The organism is Streptomyces sp. NPDC001401 (assembly GCF_042895385.1).
In the GTDB taxonomy this organism is placed as follows: Bacteria; Actinomycetota; Actinomycetes; order Streptomycetales; family Streptomycetaceae; genus Streptomyces.
Window position 1 is genome coordinate 150475 of sequence record NZ_JBIAWI010000022.1, and the last position, 15066, is coordinate 165540.

The 15066-nt window shown below is 71.1% G+C and carries 16 protein-coding genes and 2 pseudogenes; 7 read left to right on the forward strand and 11 right to left on the reverse strand.

Annotated elements, in window-relative coordinates; all coding sequences use genetic code 11:
- Positions 1-167: 167 nt before the first annotated feature.
- Positions 168-305, reverse strand: a complete 138-nt coding sequence (locus tag ACFY10_RS46680; protein ID WP_390671471.1) for a hypothetical protein — start codon at positions 303-305, stop codon at positions 168-170.
- A gap of 144 nt (positions 306-449) precedes the next feature.
- Complete coding sequence (locus ACFY10_RS46685; protein ID WP_390671472.1) at positions 450-584, reverse strand: hypothetical protein; 135 nt, start codon at positions 582-584, stop codon at positions 450-452.
- Between the two features lie 183 nt (positions 585-767).
- Here ACFY10_RS46685 and ACFY10_RS46690 point away from each other — a divergent pair, with 183 nt between their 5' ends.
- The 4 genes from ACFY10_RS46690 (at position 768) to ACFY10_RS46705 (ending at position 4704) form a co-directional block, all read left to right on the forward strand.
- Entirely contained in the window at positions 768-1202 is a 435-nt protein-coding gene (locus ACFY10_RS46690; protein WP_390671473.1) for a VOC family protein, read from the forward strand.
- A 107-nt stretch (positions 1203-1309) separates the two neighbouring features.
- A complete protein-coding gene (locus tag ACFY10_RS46695) occupies positions 1310-2014 on the forward strand; it encodes a Clp protease N-terminal domain-containing protein (protein ID WP_390671474.1) in 705 nt (234 codons plus the stop codon).
- Between the two features lie 69 nt (positions 2015-2083).
- Positions 2084-3580, forward strand: coding sequence for a metallophosphoesterase family protein (locus tag ACFY10_RS46700; RefSeq protein ID WP_390671475.1), 1497 nt, complete (start codon positions 2084-2086; stop codon positions 3578-3580).
- Positions 3581-3660: 80 nt separating this feature from the next.
- Positions 3661-4704: an LLM class flavin-dependent oxidoreductase gene (locus ACFY10_RS46705; protein ID WP_390671476.1), complete on the forward strand. Its 1044-nt coding sequence runs from the start codon at positions 3661-3663 to the stop codon at positions 4702-4704.
- A gap of 9 nt (positions 4705-4713) precedes the next feature.
- Here ACFY10_RS46705 and ACFY10_RS46710 read toward each other — a convergent pair whose 3' ends face one another.
- Positions 4714-5688 (reverse strand): TauD/TfdA dioxygenase family protein, encoded by a 975-nt coding sequence (locus ACFY10_RS46710; RefSeq protein ID WP_390671477.1) that lies wholly within the window; start codon positions 5686-5688, stop codon positions 4714-4716.
- 208 nt (positions 5689-5896) lie between these two features.
- On the opposite strand from ACFY10_RS46710, the gene ACFY10_RS46715 reads away from it, so the two are divergent.
- The 3 genes and pseudogenes from ACFY10_RS46715 (at position 5897) to ACFY10_RS46725 (ending at position 7664) form a co-directional block, all read left to right on the forward strand.
- On the forward strand, positions 5897-6727 hold the full coding sequence (locus ACFY10_RS46715; RefSeq protein WP_390671478.1) for an aldo/keto reductase: 831 nt from the start codon (positions 5897-5899) through the stop codon (positions 6725-6727).
- Positions 6728-6760: 33 nt separating this feature from the next.
- A pseudogene (locus tag ACFY10_RS46720) lies at positions 6761-7062 on the forward strand (DNA polymerase ligase N-terminal domain-containing protein); the annotation flags it as partial.
- A gap of 167 nt (positions 7063-7229) precedes the next feature.
- Complete coding sequence (locus ACFY10_RS46725; protein WP_390671479.1) at positions 7230-7664, forward strand: cupin domain-containing protein; 435 nt, start codon at positions 7230-7232, stop codon at positions 7662-7664.
- Here ACFY10_RS46725 and ACFY10_RS46730 read toward each other — a convergent pair whose 3' ends face one another.
- The 8 genes and pseudogenes from ACFY10_RS46730 to ACFY10_RS46765 all read right to left on the reverse strand — a co-directional run bounded on the left by ACFY10_RS46730 (position 7665) and on the right by ACFY10_RS46765 (position 14936).
- Complete coding sequence (locus ACFY10_RS46730) at positions 7665-10010, reverse strand: SpoIIE family protein phosphatase (RefSeq protein WP_390671510.1); 2346 nt, start codon at positions 10008-10010, stop codon at positions 7665-7667. It abuts the gene before it with no gap.
- Positions 10011-10074: 64 nt separating this feature from the next.
- Entirely contained in the window at positions 10075-10542 is a 468-nt protein-coding gene (locus ACFY10_RS46735; protein ID WP_390671480.1) for a peroxiredoxin, read from the reverse strand.
- Complete coding sequence (locus ACFY10_RS46740; protein ID WP_390671481.1) at positions 10539-10919, reverse strand: DoxX family protein; 381 nt, start codon at positions 10917-10919, stop codon at positions 10539-10541. Before ACFY10_RS46740 ends, ACFY10_RS46735 begins: the two co-directional genes overlap by 4 nt.
- 31 nt (positions 10920-10950) lie before the next feature.
- Positions 10951-11441: pseudogene (locus tag ACFY10_RS46745) on the reverse strand (helix-turn-helix transcriptional regulator); the annotation flags it as partial.
- 151 nt (positions 11442-11592) lie between these two features.
- Entirely contained in the window at positions 11593-12123 is a 531-nt protein-coding gene (locus ACFY10_RS46750) for a MarR family winged helix-turn-helix transcriptional regulator (RefSeq protein WP_390671482.1), read from the reverse strand.
- Between the two features lie 88 nt (positions 12124-12211).
- Positions 12212-12718 (reverse strand): GerMN domain-containing protein, encoded by a 507-nt coding sequence (locus ACFY10_RS46755; RefSeq protein WP_390671483.1) that lies wholly within the window; start codon positions 12716-12718, stop codon positions 12212-12214.
- Positions 12715-14172, reverse strand: a complete 1458-nt coding sequence (locus tag ACFY10_RS46760) for an ATP-binding protein (protein WP_390671511.1) — start codon at positions 14170-14172, stop codon at positions 12715-12717. Before ACFY10_RS46760 ends, ACFY10_RS46755 begins: the two co-directional genes overlap by 4 nt.
- A gap of 83 nt (positions 14173-14255) precedes the next feature.
- Entirely contained in the window at positions 14256-14936 is a 681-nt protein-coding gene (locus tag ACFY10_RS46765) for a response regulator transcription factor (protein WP_390671484.1), read from the reverse strand.
- Positions 14937-15066 lie beyond the last annotated feature (130 nt).

Here is a 15066-nt window from a genome sequence, read left to right on the forward strand (position 1 = left end):
GTGCTCAAAGGTGGCCCTCCAGCAGAAGGCGGACGACTGCCGGTGTCTCGCGTGCCTGACGTGGGCGGGGTTCCGTCCTTGGCGACGGAGGCCAGGCGGGATCGCCGGGTCGACCTCGAAGACGATCGGGGCGCAGCCGGCGCCGGCGCGGAAGCGGGGCTGCACCTTCACCTGCGTGTCGCGTACGCCGACGTGGCCGTGATCGGCGTAACCGACGCCGTAGCCACCGAGTTGGGGTGGAAGCGACGTACGGGCATGGGGTCGGCGGGCAGCCTGATCAGGTTGAGCTGCTGGACGACGGTCACGGCGCGCGGGTCGGCGGCGACCGACCGACCGCCGCGCCGCGGCCGGGTCCGTGGAAGGTCAGCAGTGCAGGCAGCCTGGTGCCGGCCGGTCCCGTGCGGCTGTCCGCGACGAGCGGCAGGCTGCGTTCCTCGTCGACGGTGTACTCACCCCGCGCGCACCGCGGCCGGGTCGCCGGAGGTGCGGAAGTGCTTGTTCCGTACGACGAACAGGACCCGGTCACCGTCCCGTTTGAACTCCGCCGCCCTCGCCTTGCCCGCCCTCCCCCGGTCCAGCCACAACTCGCTCGAGCCCAGGCCCTGGGAGAGGGAGATGGTGAGGAGGAATCGAAGTGCCGGATGCCCACGAGGTCGATGAAGTCGGCGGGCATGCGTGGCCTTTCGGGCGGCGGTCCTCAGGCCGTGATCCTCTCAGGCGCAACCGTGCGGCGCCTGGCGACAGAGTCCCCCTGCTAGGGTGCGCCGATGTCATTGATCAAGAAGTTCCAAGTCACCTTCGACTGCGCGGACCCTGAGCGGGTCGCTCGTTTTTGGTGCGAGGTGCTGGGGTACGTCGTACCGCCGCCACCGGAGGGGTTCGCCACTTGGGACGATTTCAATCGCTCGCTGCCGCCTGAGGATCAGGGTTCGTGGTTCGTGTGCATGGATCCCTCAGGTGTGAGCCCGCGGATGTACTTCCAGCGCGTTCCCGAAGGCAAGGTCGTCAAGAATCGGGTGCATCTCGACGTGCGGGTCGGCACCGGGCTCGTGGGTGAAGAGCGCCTGGCCACGCTCGAGGCCGAGTGCGCACGACTCGTTGCGCTCGGCGCGGTACGCGTGCAACTGCTGCCTGCCGATGAAGAGAACGAGTCGTGCATCGTGATGCAGGACATCGAGGGCAACGAGTTCTGTCTCGACTGAGCATCCTCCGAGAGGGCGAGAAGGGGAGCCGTCTCCGCTGGGAGCACACCCGAAACGAGCGTCAATTACAGGTTGACGCTGAGGGGTCGTCAACTTACGATTGACGCATGAGTCCACTCGACATCAGCCTCGCCGACCTGATCGCCCGTCTCGACGAGGAATTCCCCGACGTCAACGAACTGGCCCGCGTCAGCGAGGCGCGACTGCGGGCCCAGACCCTGTCCGATCTCGGTGACCAGCTCATCGACCACTACGTCAGCAAGGCCAAGCAGACCGGCGCGTCGTGGACCGAGATCGGCGACGCGATCGGCGTGTCCAAACAGGCCGCCCAGCAACGCCACACGCCCGCCGCGTTCGAGCGGTTCACCAACCTCAACCGGCACAGCATCGTGCTGGCGCAGGAGGCCGCCCGTACGCACAAGCACGACTTCATCGGCACCGAACACATCCTGCTCGGCCTGCTCGGCGAACCGCAGGGCCTGGCGTACAAGGTGCTGGTGGCGAAAACCGAGTCGGAGCAACGCATCCGCGACGCGATCGAGGAAGCGCTGCCGCCGGCCGGGAAGAAGGCGCTTCGGGGTCACATCGCGTTCCGGCCGGAGAGCAAGGAGGCCATCGAGCAGGCACACCGCGCCTCGGCCGACCTCGGCCACGACTGGGTCGGCACGGAACACACGCTGCTGGGCCTGATCCGCGCCGAGGAGAGCCCGGCCGCGCAGATCCTGCGCAACCTCGGCTTCACGTCGGACGAGCTGCACGAGACGGTCAAGACCGAGATCACCGAACGGCTCGCCGCGCGCGACAAGCAGTAACGACGCGCTCGTCGTGCTGCACTCCACCCCTCCAAGGGCGCAGGAAGCCGACGTTGTTACGGTTCACCGGTGTCTGACTCTTCACGCGATACCGCCCAAGGCGCCGGCTGGGGCACCGCAGAACGCGGCGACTACAAGCGGCTGATGCCGCAGCACGTCGAGAAGCTCTCCTGGCTCAATCCCAAGACGCTGTGGGCCGCCCGCAACGGCGTACTGGCCTCCTGGTTCGGGGACCCGACGGGCGGTACCCGCAGCAGATGGGTGGCGCAGCGCGAGGCGGCCGGCGCGCCCGCCGACAAGGTGATCCGGCGCGCGGATCCGGACCGGTTCTCCTTCATGGTCATCGGCGACACCGGGGAGGGTGACGATCCCCAATACGCCGTCGTGCCGGGCTTTCTGAAGGTCAGTCAGGGTACGAACTTCGCCGTCATCACCAGCGACGTGATCTACCCCGTCGGCAGCGCCGACGACTACGCAACGAAGTTCTTCCGCCCCTACCAGGACTACCAGGCGCCGATCTACGCGATACCGGGCAACCACGACTGGTACGAGGACCTCGGCGCGTTCATGCGCGTGTTCTGCGCGGACGCCCCGCCTCTCACCCCCGAGCCCGCACCGCGCCCACTGAGCCGGGCCTGGCTGCGCTCGCTCCTGTGGCACCGACCGCGCGCCACCGACGGTCAACACCTGGACGATGCACGCAAGTTGAGGTCCGCGCAGGCCCAACAGGCCGTCCAGCCGGGCCCGTACTGGGCCGTCGACGCCGGACCGGTGCGGATCATAGGCATCGACACCGGCCTGCTCGGCACGATCGACGCCGAACAGGGCGCCTGGCTGCGCGAGGTGTCCAAGGGCCCCCGCCCCAAGATCCTCATCACCGGATCGCCCCTGTTCGTCGACGGTGAGCACCATCCCTGCACCATCGAGGGCGGCAACGGCACCGTCGACGACATCGTCCGCGATCCCGACCACCACTATGTGGCGGCGATCGGCGGAGACATCCACAACTACCAGCGCTATCCGGTCCAGGTGGGCGGCCGCACCATCCAGTACGTCGTTTCGGGCGGCGGCGGGGCGTTCATGCACGCCACGCACACCATCCCCCGTATCGACATCGCGGACGTCACCGAGAAGGACTTCCGCTGCTATCCGCTGCGCGGCGATTCCCTCGCGTTCTACAGCAGGCTCTACGGGCGGCGGCTGCGTCTGGGCCGCTTCTTCACCCTCACCGAGGACGAGGCGATGGCCGTGATCGCCGAGCGGCTCGGCATCCCGCCGACCCGCACCCCGGGCGGGCCGGTTCGCGTCACCCGCCGTACCCGTATCGTGGCCGGTCTGCTCGGTGCCGGTGGACGCACGTCACGCTTCCGTCTCCCAGTGCGCAAGATCTACACGCAGTGGTTCTCGCCGGGTTCGGCGACGTACAGCCCGCCGTTCTTCAAGCAGTTCCTGCGTCTGGACGTCACCCCGGAGGCGATCCGGCTGCGCTGCTACGCGGCCACCGGCAACCGCGCGCAGGAGATCGAACCCCCGGTCGAGGACGAGGTCACCATCCCGCTGGTCTGACCCGCGGCGCGGGAACACCGGCGGCCGCGGCGCCGTTGGCACTGCCGTACGACGTGGAACGATCAATGACGGAGGGGCTCATGCCGCCGACCTCACGCCCCCTGCGCAAGCTGGGCTTCCTCACCATCGGGCTGTTCGACGAGGCGGATCCGCGCCGGGGCCATGAGTCCACTCTGGAGATCATCGAGCTGGGCGAGCGGCTCGGTTTCGACAGTGCGTGGCTGCGCCACCGTCATCTCCAGTACGGCATCTCGTCGCCCGTCGCGGTCATGGCGGCGGCCTCGCAGCGCACCCGCCGCATCGAACTCGGCACCGCGGTCATCCCGCTCGGCTGGGAGAACCCGTTGCGGCTGGCCGAGGACCTGGCGACGGTCGACATCCTGTCCGGGGGCCGCATCAACCCGGGCGTCAGCGTCGGCCCGCCGATGCACTACGACCAGGTCAAGGAGGCGCTGTACCCGGACACGGCTCAGGCCGAGGACTTCTCCTACGAGCGGGTGCGGCGGCTGCTGGACTTTGTGCGTGGCAAGAGCGCCACGGACTTCAGCGGTGTCGAGGGCTTCGAGGTGTTCAGCGACCGGGTGCAGCCGCATTCCCCCGGCCTGGGCCGCCGGATGTGGTACGGCGGCGGCAGCCTGGGTTCGGCGCGCTGGGCCGGCGAGCAGGGCATGAACTTCCTCACCAGCAGTGTCGTTAAGGCGGAGAGCCCGCAGGGAGCGGACGGGGAGACAGGCTTCGACTTCGCGGAGATCCAGCTGGGCCTCATTCGTGCCTTCCGCGCCCATCACCCCGACGGTGAGAACGCCCGGGTCTCGCAGGGCCTGGTCGTCATCCCCACCGACTCCGCCTCGCCCGAACAGCGCGCGAAATACGAGGAGTTCGCCGCCAGGCGCACTCCTCGCACGGCCTCGCCGCAGGGCCCGGCCCGGCTGCTGTTCGCGCCGGACATCGTCGGCAGCTCCGAAGAGATCGCCGAACGCCTCCGCGCCCACGCCGCGTTCCGTGAGGTGGACGAGGTGGCGTTCGCGCTGCCGTTCACGTTCGAGCACGAGGACTATGTGCAGATCCTCACCGACATGGCCACGAAGCTCGGCCCGGCGCTGGGCTGGCGGCCCGCTGCCTGAGGGCCTGTGTCACCAGCGGCCGGGTTCGGTCCCGACAACCGGCTGCGACGGCTTGCCGTCCACGCCGACGGGGACGTCGCCCGTGAGCATCACACGGTGCATGATCCGGGGGAAGCCGAGGTGGGCGTTGTCGCTGGGAGCGAGGTGGATGGTGGCCCGGTTGTCCCAGAAGGCCACGCTGCCCGGCTCCCAGCGGAAGCGCACCGTGTACTCGGGCCGGACCGCCTGCTCCAGCAGCATGTCCAGGAGCGCCCGGCTCTCCGGGCGGGAGACGTCGGTGATCTGCTCGAGGTAGTAGCCGTTGACGAACAGCACCCGCTCCCCCGTCTCCGGGTGCACCCGCACGAGCGGGTGCACGGAGGCGATCTGATGGTCCAGCAAGTGGCGCAGGTAGGTGTCGTCGCCCGGCCTCGGCTGGTAGCCGACGCCGAGCCGGTGTTCGGCCCGGAGCCCGTCGACGAACTCCCGTACCGGGCCGGACAGTCCGGCGTACGTCGCCGCCAGGTTCGACCACGTCGTGTCGCCTCCGTACGGCGGGACGGACTCGGCGCGGAGGATGGTCGCGGCCGGCGGGTCGATGCGGGCGCCGTGGTCGCAGTGCCAGCCGCGCAGCAGCGTGTGCCGGCGGCGCTGCAGCCACTCGTCGTGTTCCATGCCGAACTTCCCGCCCAGCTCCAGCCGGTCGGCGGTGGTCTCCACCTCGGGGAAGTCCGGCGGCGAGGCGCTGCCCCGCTTGCGCAGCACGACGGGCTCGCCGAAGCGGCGCGCGAACCTTACGTGCCCGGCATGGTCCAGCCGCTGCCCGCGGAAGAACACCACCTTCCAGCGCAGCACCGCCGCCCGGATCGCGGCGACCGCGGTGTCCTCCAGGTCGCCGGCCAGATCGACGCCCGTGATCTCGGCTCCGATGTGCCCGGCGACCGGTTTCACCTCGATGCCCGCGGCCTGTGCCGTCCCGTCCGCCGTGGCCCTGTCCGTCGTCATGCGTGCTCCGAAGGTCGTCCCGCACCGGCTCCGCTCGGGCCGGCTCATGAAGATCGTGACAGTTCTTCCGGGCGTGGCGACAGGGTCTGATCGTGGAGGAGACGGCGGTCTGCGACACACCGGCGGGTCGGGCGGCCCGTCCGGTTGATCGCAGCTCGCACCATCCGTGACGCTGGAGGTACGGCACAGTCGACGGAAAGGTCGCACGGTGATCAGCATCCCCACGCACACACTCAACGACGGCACGGCGCTGCCCGCCCTCGGCCTGGGCACCTGGCCGATGTCCGACGCGGAGGCGGAACGGGCCGTGTCCGCGGCACTGGGCATGGGCTACCGCCTGGTCGACACGGCCACCAACTATCGCAACGAGTCGGGAGTCGGCCGCGGCCTCTCCCGCAGCGGTGTCGCCCGGGAGGAGGTCGTGGTGACCACGAAGCTCCCGGGCCGGCACCACGGCTACGAGGAGACCCTGGCCTCCTTCGAGGAGTCCCGCAGCCGGCTCGGCGTGGAATACGTCGACCTGTATCTGATCCACTGGCCGCTCCCCCGGGTCGGAAAGTACGTCGACTCGTGGCGGGCCATGATCAAGCTGCGCGAGGACGGCCTGGTCCGCTCCATCGGCGTCTCCAACTTCACCGTCGAGCACATCGAGCGGCTGGAGAAGGAGACCGGAGTCCTGCCGTCCGTCAACCAGATCGAACTGCATCCGATGTTCCCGCAGGACGAGCTGCGCGCCTTCCACACCGCCAAAGGCATCCTCACCGAGAGCTGGCGCCCCCTCGGTCGCGGCACGAGCCTGCTCGACGACCCCGCCGTCGTCAGCGTCGCCGAGGCCTTCGGCGTGACGCCCGGCCAGGTCGTCCTGCGCTGGCACCTGCAGCTGGGCGCGGTGCCCATCCCGAAGTCGTCGCACCCCGAGCGGCAGCGGGCGAACCTCGACGTCCTCGGCTTCGAACTGGGCCCCGCCCAGCTCGACGCGATCACCGACCGGGCCCATCGGCGCCTCGGCGGGGACCCTGAGGTGCACGAGGAGTTCTGAGCCGCCCACGGGGTACTCGGGGGCCTGCGGCCGATCCCGAAGGGCCCCTCAGACGATCCGCAGGACAAGCGGCTCGCCGTGCCCACGGAGGACCATCCGCTGGAGTACGAGGAGTTCGAGGGCGTGATTCCGGAGGGCGAGTACGGCGGCGGCACCGTGATCGTGCGGGACCACGGCAGCTACGAGTCCCTCAGCCACGACCGCAAGGGGGCGAAGCTGCGTGGCGAGTACGCCCTCGGGGCCACGGGCACGGGACGCCGGATCCGCGCCGGGCCCGCTCGGTCAGCAGTGGCCGTACGCTCGCCCAGGTCGCGGCGGCTGCCGGGGAGCAGTGAGCGGCGGTGTCCGGCCTGCCGGATCGTCTGAGAGCCCGGGCTCCGGCCAACTCACGGCGTTCCGAGGCGGATTGGCTCGTTCCGGCCCCAACAGGCCTCCCGGGCCTCTATGTTCGCGGCGATACCCGATCTTCGTCCTTGGTTCGTCCTCCGAGAGGTCTCTCCGCATGCGCAATGCGCTCCGTACCGCCGTCGTCGGCGCAGTTGTCACCGGCAGCGTCCTGACTTGCGGCACCGCCGGTGCCACGCCTCCGGGTCCGGGGGTGACCGCCAAGCTGATCAGCCAGACCACGGTCGGGAACACCGACTACGTGGTGCGGGAGATCACGGTTCCGCCCGGCCAGAGCACCGGCTGGCACTACCACGACGGCCCGGTCTACGGCTTCGTCCAGCAGGGCACCCTCACCCACTACCACTCGGACTGTGCCGAGGACGGGGTGTATCCGAAGGGCACCACGGTGCGCGAGCCGGGCGGGCCGAGCGACATCCACCTCGGGCGCAACGAGGGCGACACCCCGCTGGTCCTCGATGTGCTGTACGTCCTTCCGCACGGCTCGCCGTACTCGGAGGACGCACCGAACCCGGGCTGCTCCTTCCAGTGATCAGACGGGGGGCAGCGGCTGTTCGGCCCAGATGGTCTTGCCGCGGCCCGTCTGCCGGCTGCCCCAGCGCTGGGTGAGCTGGGCGACCAGCAGCAGTCCGCGGCCGCCCTCGTCGAAGGCGTGGGCCCGGCGCAGATGCGGTGAGGTGGAACTGCCGTCGGAGACCTCGCAGATGAGGGTGCGGTCGCGGATGAGCCGCAGCTGGACGGGGGGTGCGCCGTAGCGGATCGCGTTGGTGACCAGTTCGCTGACGACCAGTTCGGTGACGAAGGCGGCCTCGTCCAGGCCCCAGGCGGTCAGCTGCTCGGTGGCGGCCTGCCGGGCCGCGGCCACGCGCTCCGGATCGGGGGTGATGTCCCAGGTGGCGACCCGGTCCTCGCCCAGCGCCCGGGTGCGCGCCAGCAGCAGGGCCACGTCGTCACTGGGCTCCTCCGGCAGCACGGCCTTGAGGACCGTGTCGCACAGGGTGTCGAGGGTGTCGGCGCGGGCGGCCAGTGCGCGGCACAGTTCGGCGGTGGCGTGGTCGACGTCGCGGTCGCGGTCCTCGATCAGGCCGTCCGTGTACAGGGCGACGACGGCGCCCTCGGGCAGTTCCAGCTCCGTGGCCTCGAAGGGCAGCCCGCCGACGCCGAGCGGGGGTCCGGCCGTCATGGGGACAAGGCTCGCGGTGCCGTCGGGCAGCAGCAGGGCAGGCGGTGGATGGCCGGCCGCGGCGAGGTCGAGGCGGCGCGAGACGGGGTCGTAGACGGCGTAGAGGCAGGTGGCGCCGAACTCCGCGACCTCGTCGCCGGTGTCGTCCGACGCCAGGTGGGTGACCAGGTCGTCGAGGTGGGTGAGGAGTTCGTCCGGCGGCAGGTCCACATCCGCGAGGGTGCGTACGGCGGTACAGAGGCGGCCCATGGTCGCCGAGGAGGGGATGCCGTGTCCCACGACGTCCCCGACGACCAGGGCGACGCGGCTGCCGGACAGCGGGATCACGTCGAACCAGTCGCCTCCGATGCCGACCAGCGAATCGGAGGGCAGATAGCGGTGGGCCACCTCGACCGCCGCCTGTCCGGGCAGCCCCCTCGGCAGCAGGCTGTGCTGCAGGGCCAGTGCGGTGGTGCGTTCGCGGCAGAAGCGGCGGGCGTTGTCGATGCAGACGGCGGCGCGGCTGGCGAGTTCCTCGGCGACGACGGCGTCGTCGCCGCCGTAGTCGTCCGGATTCGCGATGCGGACGGCGACCGCGACGCCCAGGGTGGTGCCGCGGGCCCGCAGCGGTACCGCGAGCATCGAGTGCACGCCCCTGCGGTGGGAGCGGCCCGCGGGGGCCCGTGTGTTGCGCTCGGCGACCCAGCGCATGAAGTCCGGCTCGCCCGCGTGGCCGAGGACGGCCCGTCCGGTGCGCAGCGCCTTCGCCGGCGGCGAGAACGACGGGTAGACGTCGGTGTCGCCCAGACGCACGGCTGCTTCGGGCGTGCCCTCGGTGACCGAGCCGTGGGCGACGCGGCGCAGCACGATGTCCGTCTCCGGCAACGCGGGATGCTCCTCCGCACCGAGGACCCATTCGAGCAGGTCGACGCTGGCGAAGTCGGCATAGCGGGGCACCAGCAGTTCGGTGAGCTCCTCGGCGGTGCGGACCACGTCCAGTGTCGTGCCGATGGAGGCCGCCGCCTCGTTCAGCAGCGCCAGACGCTCGCGGGCCCAGTACTGCTCGCTGCTGTCGAACGCGGCCAGGGCGACCGCGCTCACCTCGCCGGAGGCGTCCCGCAGGGGCCACATCTCGGTGGTCCAGGCATGCTCGCGGTTCAGCGCGGGGGCGCCCGTGTAGCTCTCGTACCGGGCGGGCCGGCCCGTCTCGGCCACCTGGCGCAGATGGGCCAGGAAGCCGCGGCTGTGCACGGCGTCCTCCACGGTGTCCGAGAAGAAACGCCCCAGGAGGACGTCCTCCGGTACTCCCATCACCCGGCAGGCCACGCCGTTGAGGCGCAGATAGCGCTGGCGGGTGTCGAAGACGGACATCGACATGGAGGCCTGTTGGAAGGCGTGGCCGGCCAGGGTCGACTCGCCGGGGGGCTCGGCCGTGATCAGGTAACCGTTCGGTTCGCCGTCCTCGCCGAGCACGGCGGACGCCGTGAGCGCGAGGGCGACGGGCGATCCGTCATGGTGACGCAGTACGACCGTGCCGTTCAGCGCGGCCACGGCCTCGGACGGCGGCTCCTCGGCGAGCAGGTCCTGCACCGCGCGGCCCACGGCCTCCGCGGCCGGGTATCCCGTCAGCCGCCGGGCACCTTCGCTCCACCCGGTCACCATGCCCCGGGCATCGACGATCGCCGCAGCGGGGGCGTGCTCCATATGGTTCAGGATGGTTCTTTTGTCGCACTGCTTCAACCGAAACGGAGGGCCGGCCAGGCCCTCCGTTCCGCGGCTGTCACTTGTGTCGGTCCCGCAGGGCGGCGAGGGCCCGGTCGGCGTGGGTGTTCATCCGCAGCTCGCTGCGGACGATCTCCAGGACGGTGCGGTCCTCCGCTATGACGAAGGTGACCCGTTTGGTGGGCGCCAGCGTGAAGCCGCGCTTCACGCCGAACCGCTCGCGGATCGTGCCGTCCGCGTCGGACAGGAGCGGCATGCCGAGGTTGTGGCGGCCGGTGAACTCCTGCTGCTTCTCGACGGAGTCACCGCTGATGCCCACGGGCCGGGCGCCGGCGGCCGCGAACTCGGCGGCCAGGTCACGGAAGTGGCAGGCCTCCGCGGTGCAGCCGGCGGTGAGGGCGGCGGGATAGAAGAAGAGCACGACCGGTCCGTCGGCGAGCAGCTCGGACAGCGTGCGGGTGGCGCCGGTCTCGTCCGGCAGCTCGAAGTCGTCGATCCTGTCGCCGACGTTCACACGCTCGGTCACTTACCGGCCTCCCCGTTCTTCGCGACGCTGCGGGCCCACAGCACGAGGGGCAGCTGCAGCGGCAGCCGTCCGATGGCCGCAGCCTTCTGCGGGGTGGGGCGGTGTCGCCAGTCGACGGCCATCTTCACGTTGGCGGGGAACACGCCGACGAAGAACGCGGCGGCGGCGAGGGCCGCGGGCTTGCGGGTGCGGGGCAGTGCGATGCCCGCGGCGAGCGCCAGTTCGGCGGCGCCGCTGGCGTATGTCCATGTCCGGGGCGCGCCCGGCAGCGCCCGTGGGATGGTCTCGTCGAACTGGCGCGGCGAGGCGAAGTGGGCGACCCCCGCGGCGGCCAGCAGGCCGGCGAGCAGCAGGGGCGAGCGTTCGGACCGTGACACGGTTCCTCCTCTGATGACCTGCTGCCGGATGTTACCCGAGGGTAGAGGGCGGCTGGGCGCGGCGGTTGTGGGTTCCCGGTGTGTAGCCGAACGAGCGCCGGAAGACGTCGATGAAGGCGCTGGTGGAGGACCGGCCGCAGCGATGGGCAACGGTCGTGACGGGTGTGCCGTCGGCCAGCATGCGCAGGGCGTGGTTGAGGCGGGACTGGGTGCGCCACTGCGGGAAGGTCATACCGAACTCGCGGCGGAAGAGGCGGCTGAGGGTGCGTTCGCCGGCCCCTGTCGCGGCGCCCAGGGCGGCGAGGGTGCGCGGGTCGGCGGGTTCGGCGTGGACGATCGCGCAGACGGCGGCGAGGCGGGGGTCGGTGGGGTGGGCAGGCGCATCGGCTGCTGGGGCGAGGCGCGCAGCTGGTCGCGCAGGACGGCGAGCAGCCGGCGGCGTTCGGGGGTGGCGTCGTCGGGGTCGCGGGTGTGGGCGAGGATCAGTTCGCGCAGCAGCGGGCTGACGGCGAGGACGGTCGGGACGCCCTGGTCCCGCTGATCGCACTGCCTGCCCTGGGGCGGCTCCTGCTGTGCGGTCTGCGGGAGCCGGCTACGGGGGTGGAGTCGGCGGCCGTGCGGCGGGCGCCTCGCCGACACCCCCGCGCCACGTCGGCATGAGCTCGGCGTGGGGTCAGACGGTGCCCGCCGGCGCGATCGTCTGCTCCTGCGCTTCCACCTCGATGGCGGCGGCGAGGAAGTCGTCGACCATGCGGTGGAAGAGGGTGGCCAGCTGCCGCAGCTCCTCCGGCTCCCAGTCGGACAGGGCCACCTGCATGCCCCGCGAACCGGCGTCACGGATGCGGTCTATGGCCTGCCGCCCGGCCTCGGTCAGCTCGATGCGCTGGGCCCGACGGTCGTCGGGATCGGGGACACGGGTGACGTAGCCGGACTTCTGCAGCTGCTGCACGGTGCGGGTGACGTGGGACGCCTCCACTCCCAGCCGGTTGGCCAGCTCCCCCGGGCGCAGCGGCTCCGAATCGGCGACCTGCCGCAGCAGCGCCACGGCCGCACGGTCCAGCGGCACACCGGCCAGGGCCATCAGTCGGTCGTGCTGCCGGGCGCGCGTGCTCAGGTAGGTGATGCGGGTGAGCGCACGCTCGATCTCGATCACTTCGTCCGAGGCGGGGGTGTCGGGGATTTCGGGGAGCGGTGGAGTGGACATGCAATCCACTTTACCATCTTGTTGCGTAACTCAAGTAATCTACTGCAGGCGTTCCCCCGCATACTGCGACCGCATGATGCCGACTGCACTACGCCCCCGGGTCCCGGGGGCACTGCGTTCCGGTTCCCCAGGTCTCGAGACCGCCCGGGCTGGTGACGGTCACCGGCAGCGGTTCGGCCTCCGGGGTGATGACGCGCTGTGCCGCGACGGTCGTACAGATGAGCTGAGCGGCGGCGAGGTCGGCCGAGTCCCCCGGAACGGCGGAAAGCCGGATGCTCACGCGGTCCTTGCGGGACGTCAACCTCACCCACAGCGCCGCGGGCGGCAGCAGCGTGGTCAGCCCCTTGGCCCGTTCCGCCGGGCTCGGCCCCTTCAACAGCACCTGCACGGTCGACTCGAGATCCACCGGCGCGGGAATCCGGCGGTCCACTCCCACCAGGGCACCGTCGGCCACGAAGTAGACCCGTGTCGTCGGCACGACCCCGCTCGCCGGTCCACCGGCCTCCACCACGCCGGTCGTGGGAATGCCGCAGGAGGCGAGCGCGCCCAGTGCCGGCAGCCACATCAGCCATGCGCTTCGGCGTCCGGATCTCATGACCTGCTCCCTCGTGCCGATGCGTCGCCGTCGGCCTCCGCCCGCGACAACTGCTCGTTCCACAGCGGAAGTTCGACGGTGAAGACGGCGCCGCCCTCCGGCCGGTTCGCGGCGCGCACGGTGCCGCCGTGCACGCGGACGTTCTCGGCGGTGATCGCCAGGCCCAGGCCGCTGCCCTCGGTGCGGGTGCGGGCGGCGTCCGACTTGTAGAAGCGCTCGAAGACATGGGGCAGCACGCTGTCGGGGATGCCGGGCCCGCTGTCCAGTACCTCGATGACCGCCAGGCGCTGTGCTGCGGACCGTCCTCCTCCGGTCAGGCGCAGCAGGACAGGGCGGGCGCCGTGCCGGAGGGCGTTGCCGACCAGGTTCGCCACGACGACGTCCAGGCGGCGGGGGTCGACGCGGCCGCGCAGTGCGTCCGGCGGCGGCAACTCGGCATCCACCAGGTCGGTCCAGCCGCGGGCGGCGAGGGTGCGCCGCAGCGACTCGGCGAGGTCGATCTCGTCCAGGTGCAGCACTGCCGCGCCCGCGTCGAAGCGGGAGATCTCCATCAGATCGTCGACCAGGCGGGCCAGCTTCACGGTCTCCTCACTGATCAGCCGGACCGCGGTGGCGGTGTCCGGGTCGAGGCGGGCGGCGTCCTCGTCGAGGACGTCGGTGACCGCCGCCATGGCGGCCAGCGGGGTGCGCAGTTCGTGCGAGACGTCCGCGGCGAACCGGCGGGCCCGGGCCTCCATGCCGCGCAGTTCGGCCACCGACTCCTCCAGGGCGGCGGCGGTCTCGTTGAACGTGTGCGACAGATCGGCGAGTTCGTCGGAGCCGTTTACGGCGAGCCGGGTGTCCAGCCGTCCCTCGGCGATGCTGCGGGTGGCGGTGCGCAGTGCCCGCACCGGTCGCAGCACCCCGCGCGCGGCGAGCAGGGCCAGCAGCACGGCCAGCGCCAGGGCGGGCACGGTGGCCCGTTCGACGGCGGTGACCAGGGCGTCGACGTACGCCTGTTCCTTGTTCTGCGGCACGATCAGGAAGACCTGGAGGCCCGAGTCGCCCACGCCCGCGGCGAAGGTGACCGACATGCCGACGACGAGTGCGGTGTGATCGCCGCTCTTCACCCGCTGGAAGACGGTGGCCAGCCTGGTGTCCACCGCCTTGCGCAGGGCCGGTGAAAGCTCCTCGAACCGGTCGCCGGCGACGGACGTCGCGCTCAGGTCGCCGTAGGTGGCCATGACGCGCCAGGTCCCGGACGGATCGGCTGTGGCCATGTCGGCCGCGAACCGCCGCAGTTCGGCTGCGTCAGGCGGCGCGAGGAGATCGGGAGCGAGCCGGTTCGCCTGGGCGCGCAGCTGCGTGATCACCATGTCCTGGCTCTGCTGGAGCACACCCGTGCGCGCCTCGCGGAAGCTCAGGGCGCCGGTGGTCGCCGCGGTGAGCGCGGCCACGAGAGCGAACGCCACCACCAACCGGGTGCGCAGGCCGCGCAGTTGGGGGACTCGGACGCGCTGTGCCACCAGCCCTCGGGTGCGGGCCTTCGGTGCAGATGTCACCGGGCGGCGAATCGGTAGCCGAAGCCGCGCACGGTCTCGATGTAGCGGGGCTCGCCCATCTTGGCGCGCAGCCGCTTGACGCAGGCGTCCACCAGGCGCGCGTCTGCGTGGTAGCTGTGTTCCCACACCGCCTCGAGGAGTTGCTGCCGGCTGAACACCCGGCCGGGCGAGGCGGACAGGGTCAGCAGGAGCCGCAGTTCGGAGGCGGCGAGCGCGACGGGCGCGCCGCGCAGGGTGACCGAGAAGCCGGCCCGGTCGACGGTCAGGTCGCCGTATCTGTCGAGCTTCGGTATGCCGCCGTCCGCGGGTGTCCCGGCCGCCCGACGCAGCACGGCACGGATGCGCGCCTCCAGCACCCGCGCCTGCACGGGCTTGACCACGTAGTCGTCCGCTCCGGCCTCGAGCCCTACGACGATGTCCTCGTCGTCGCCGCGTGCGGTGGCCATGATGATCGGCAGCGTCTGGTCGAGGTCGCGCAGCGCGCGGCACACGTCCAGGCCGGGCATTCCGGGCAGCATCAGGTCCAGCACCGCGACGTCCGGCCGGAAGGACCGCACCCGCTCCAGCCCCTCCTCCCCCGTCACGGCGGTGACGACCTCGTGCCTCTGGCGGCGCAGGGCGAGGGCGACGCCCTCCCGCACGGCGCGGTCGTCTTCGATCAGCAGTACACGTGGCATGGGCTCAGTATCGGCACGTCCCGCGACCGGCCGGGGTTCTGTTACCGGATGATCACATGGGCCGAGACCCGACGTGGCGTTATCTCTTCGTTACCATTCGGGCCAGATCCGATCACATCGCGATCACAAC

What these genes read in the sequence shown, in the direction of transcription:
- ACFY10_RS46690 (WP_390671473.1), top strand. Translation starts at nt 768, where the DNA reads ATGTCATTGATCAAGAAGTTCCAAGTCACCTTCGACTGCGCGGACCCT.
- ACFY10_RS46695 (WP_390671474.1), top strand. Translation starts at nt 1,310, where the DNA reads ATGAGTCCACTCGACATCAGCCTCGCCGACCTGATCGCCCGTCTCGAC.
- ACFY10_RS46705 (WP_390671476.1), top strand. Translation starts at nt 3,661, where the DNA reads ATGCCGCCGACCTCACGCCCCCTGCGCAAGCTGGGCTTCCTCACCATC.
- ACFY10_RS46710 (WP_390671477.1), bottom strand. Translation starts at nt 5,688, where the DNA reads ATGACGACGGACAGGGCCACGGCGGACGGGACGGCACAGGCCGCGGGC.
- ACFY10_RS46725 (WP_390671479.1), top strand. Translation starts at nt 7,230, where the DNA reads ATGCGCAATGCGCTCCGTACCGCCGTCGTCGGCGCAGTTGTCACCGGC.
- ACFY10_RS46750 (WP_390671482.1), bottom strand. Translation starts at nt 12,123, where the DNA reads ATGTCCACTCCACCGCTCCCCGAAATCCCCGACACCCCCGCCTCGGAC.
- ACFY10_RS46755 (WP_390671483.1), bottom strand. Translation starts at nt 12,718, where the DNA reads ATGAGATCCGGACGCCGAAGCGCATGGCTGATGTGGCTGCCGGCACTG.
- ACFY10_RS46765 (WP_390671484.1), bottom strand. Translation starts at nt 14,936, where the DNA reads ATGCCACGTGTACTGCTGATCGAAGACGACCGCGCCGTGCGGGAGGGC.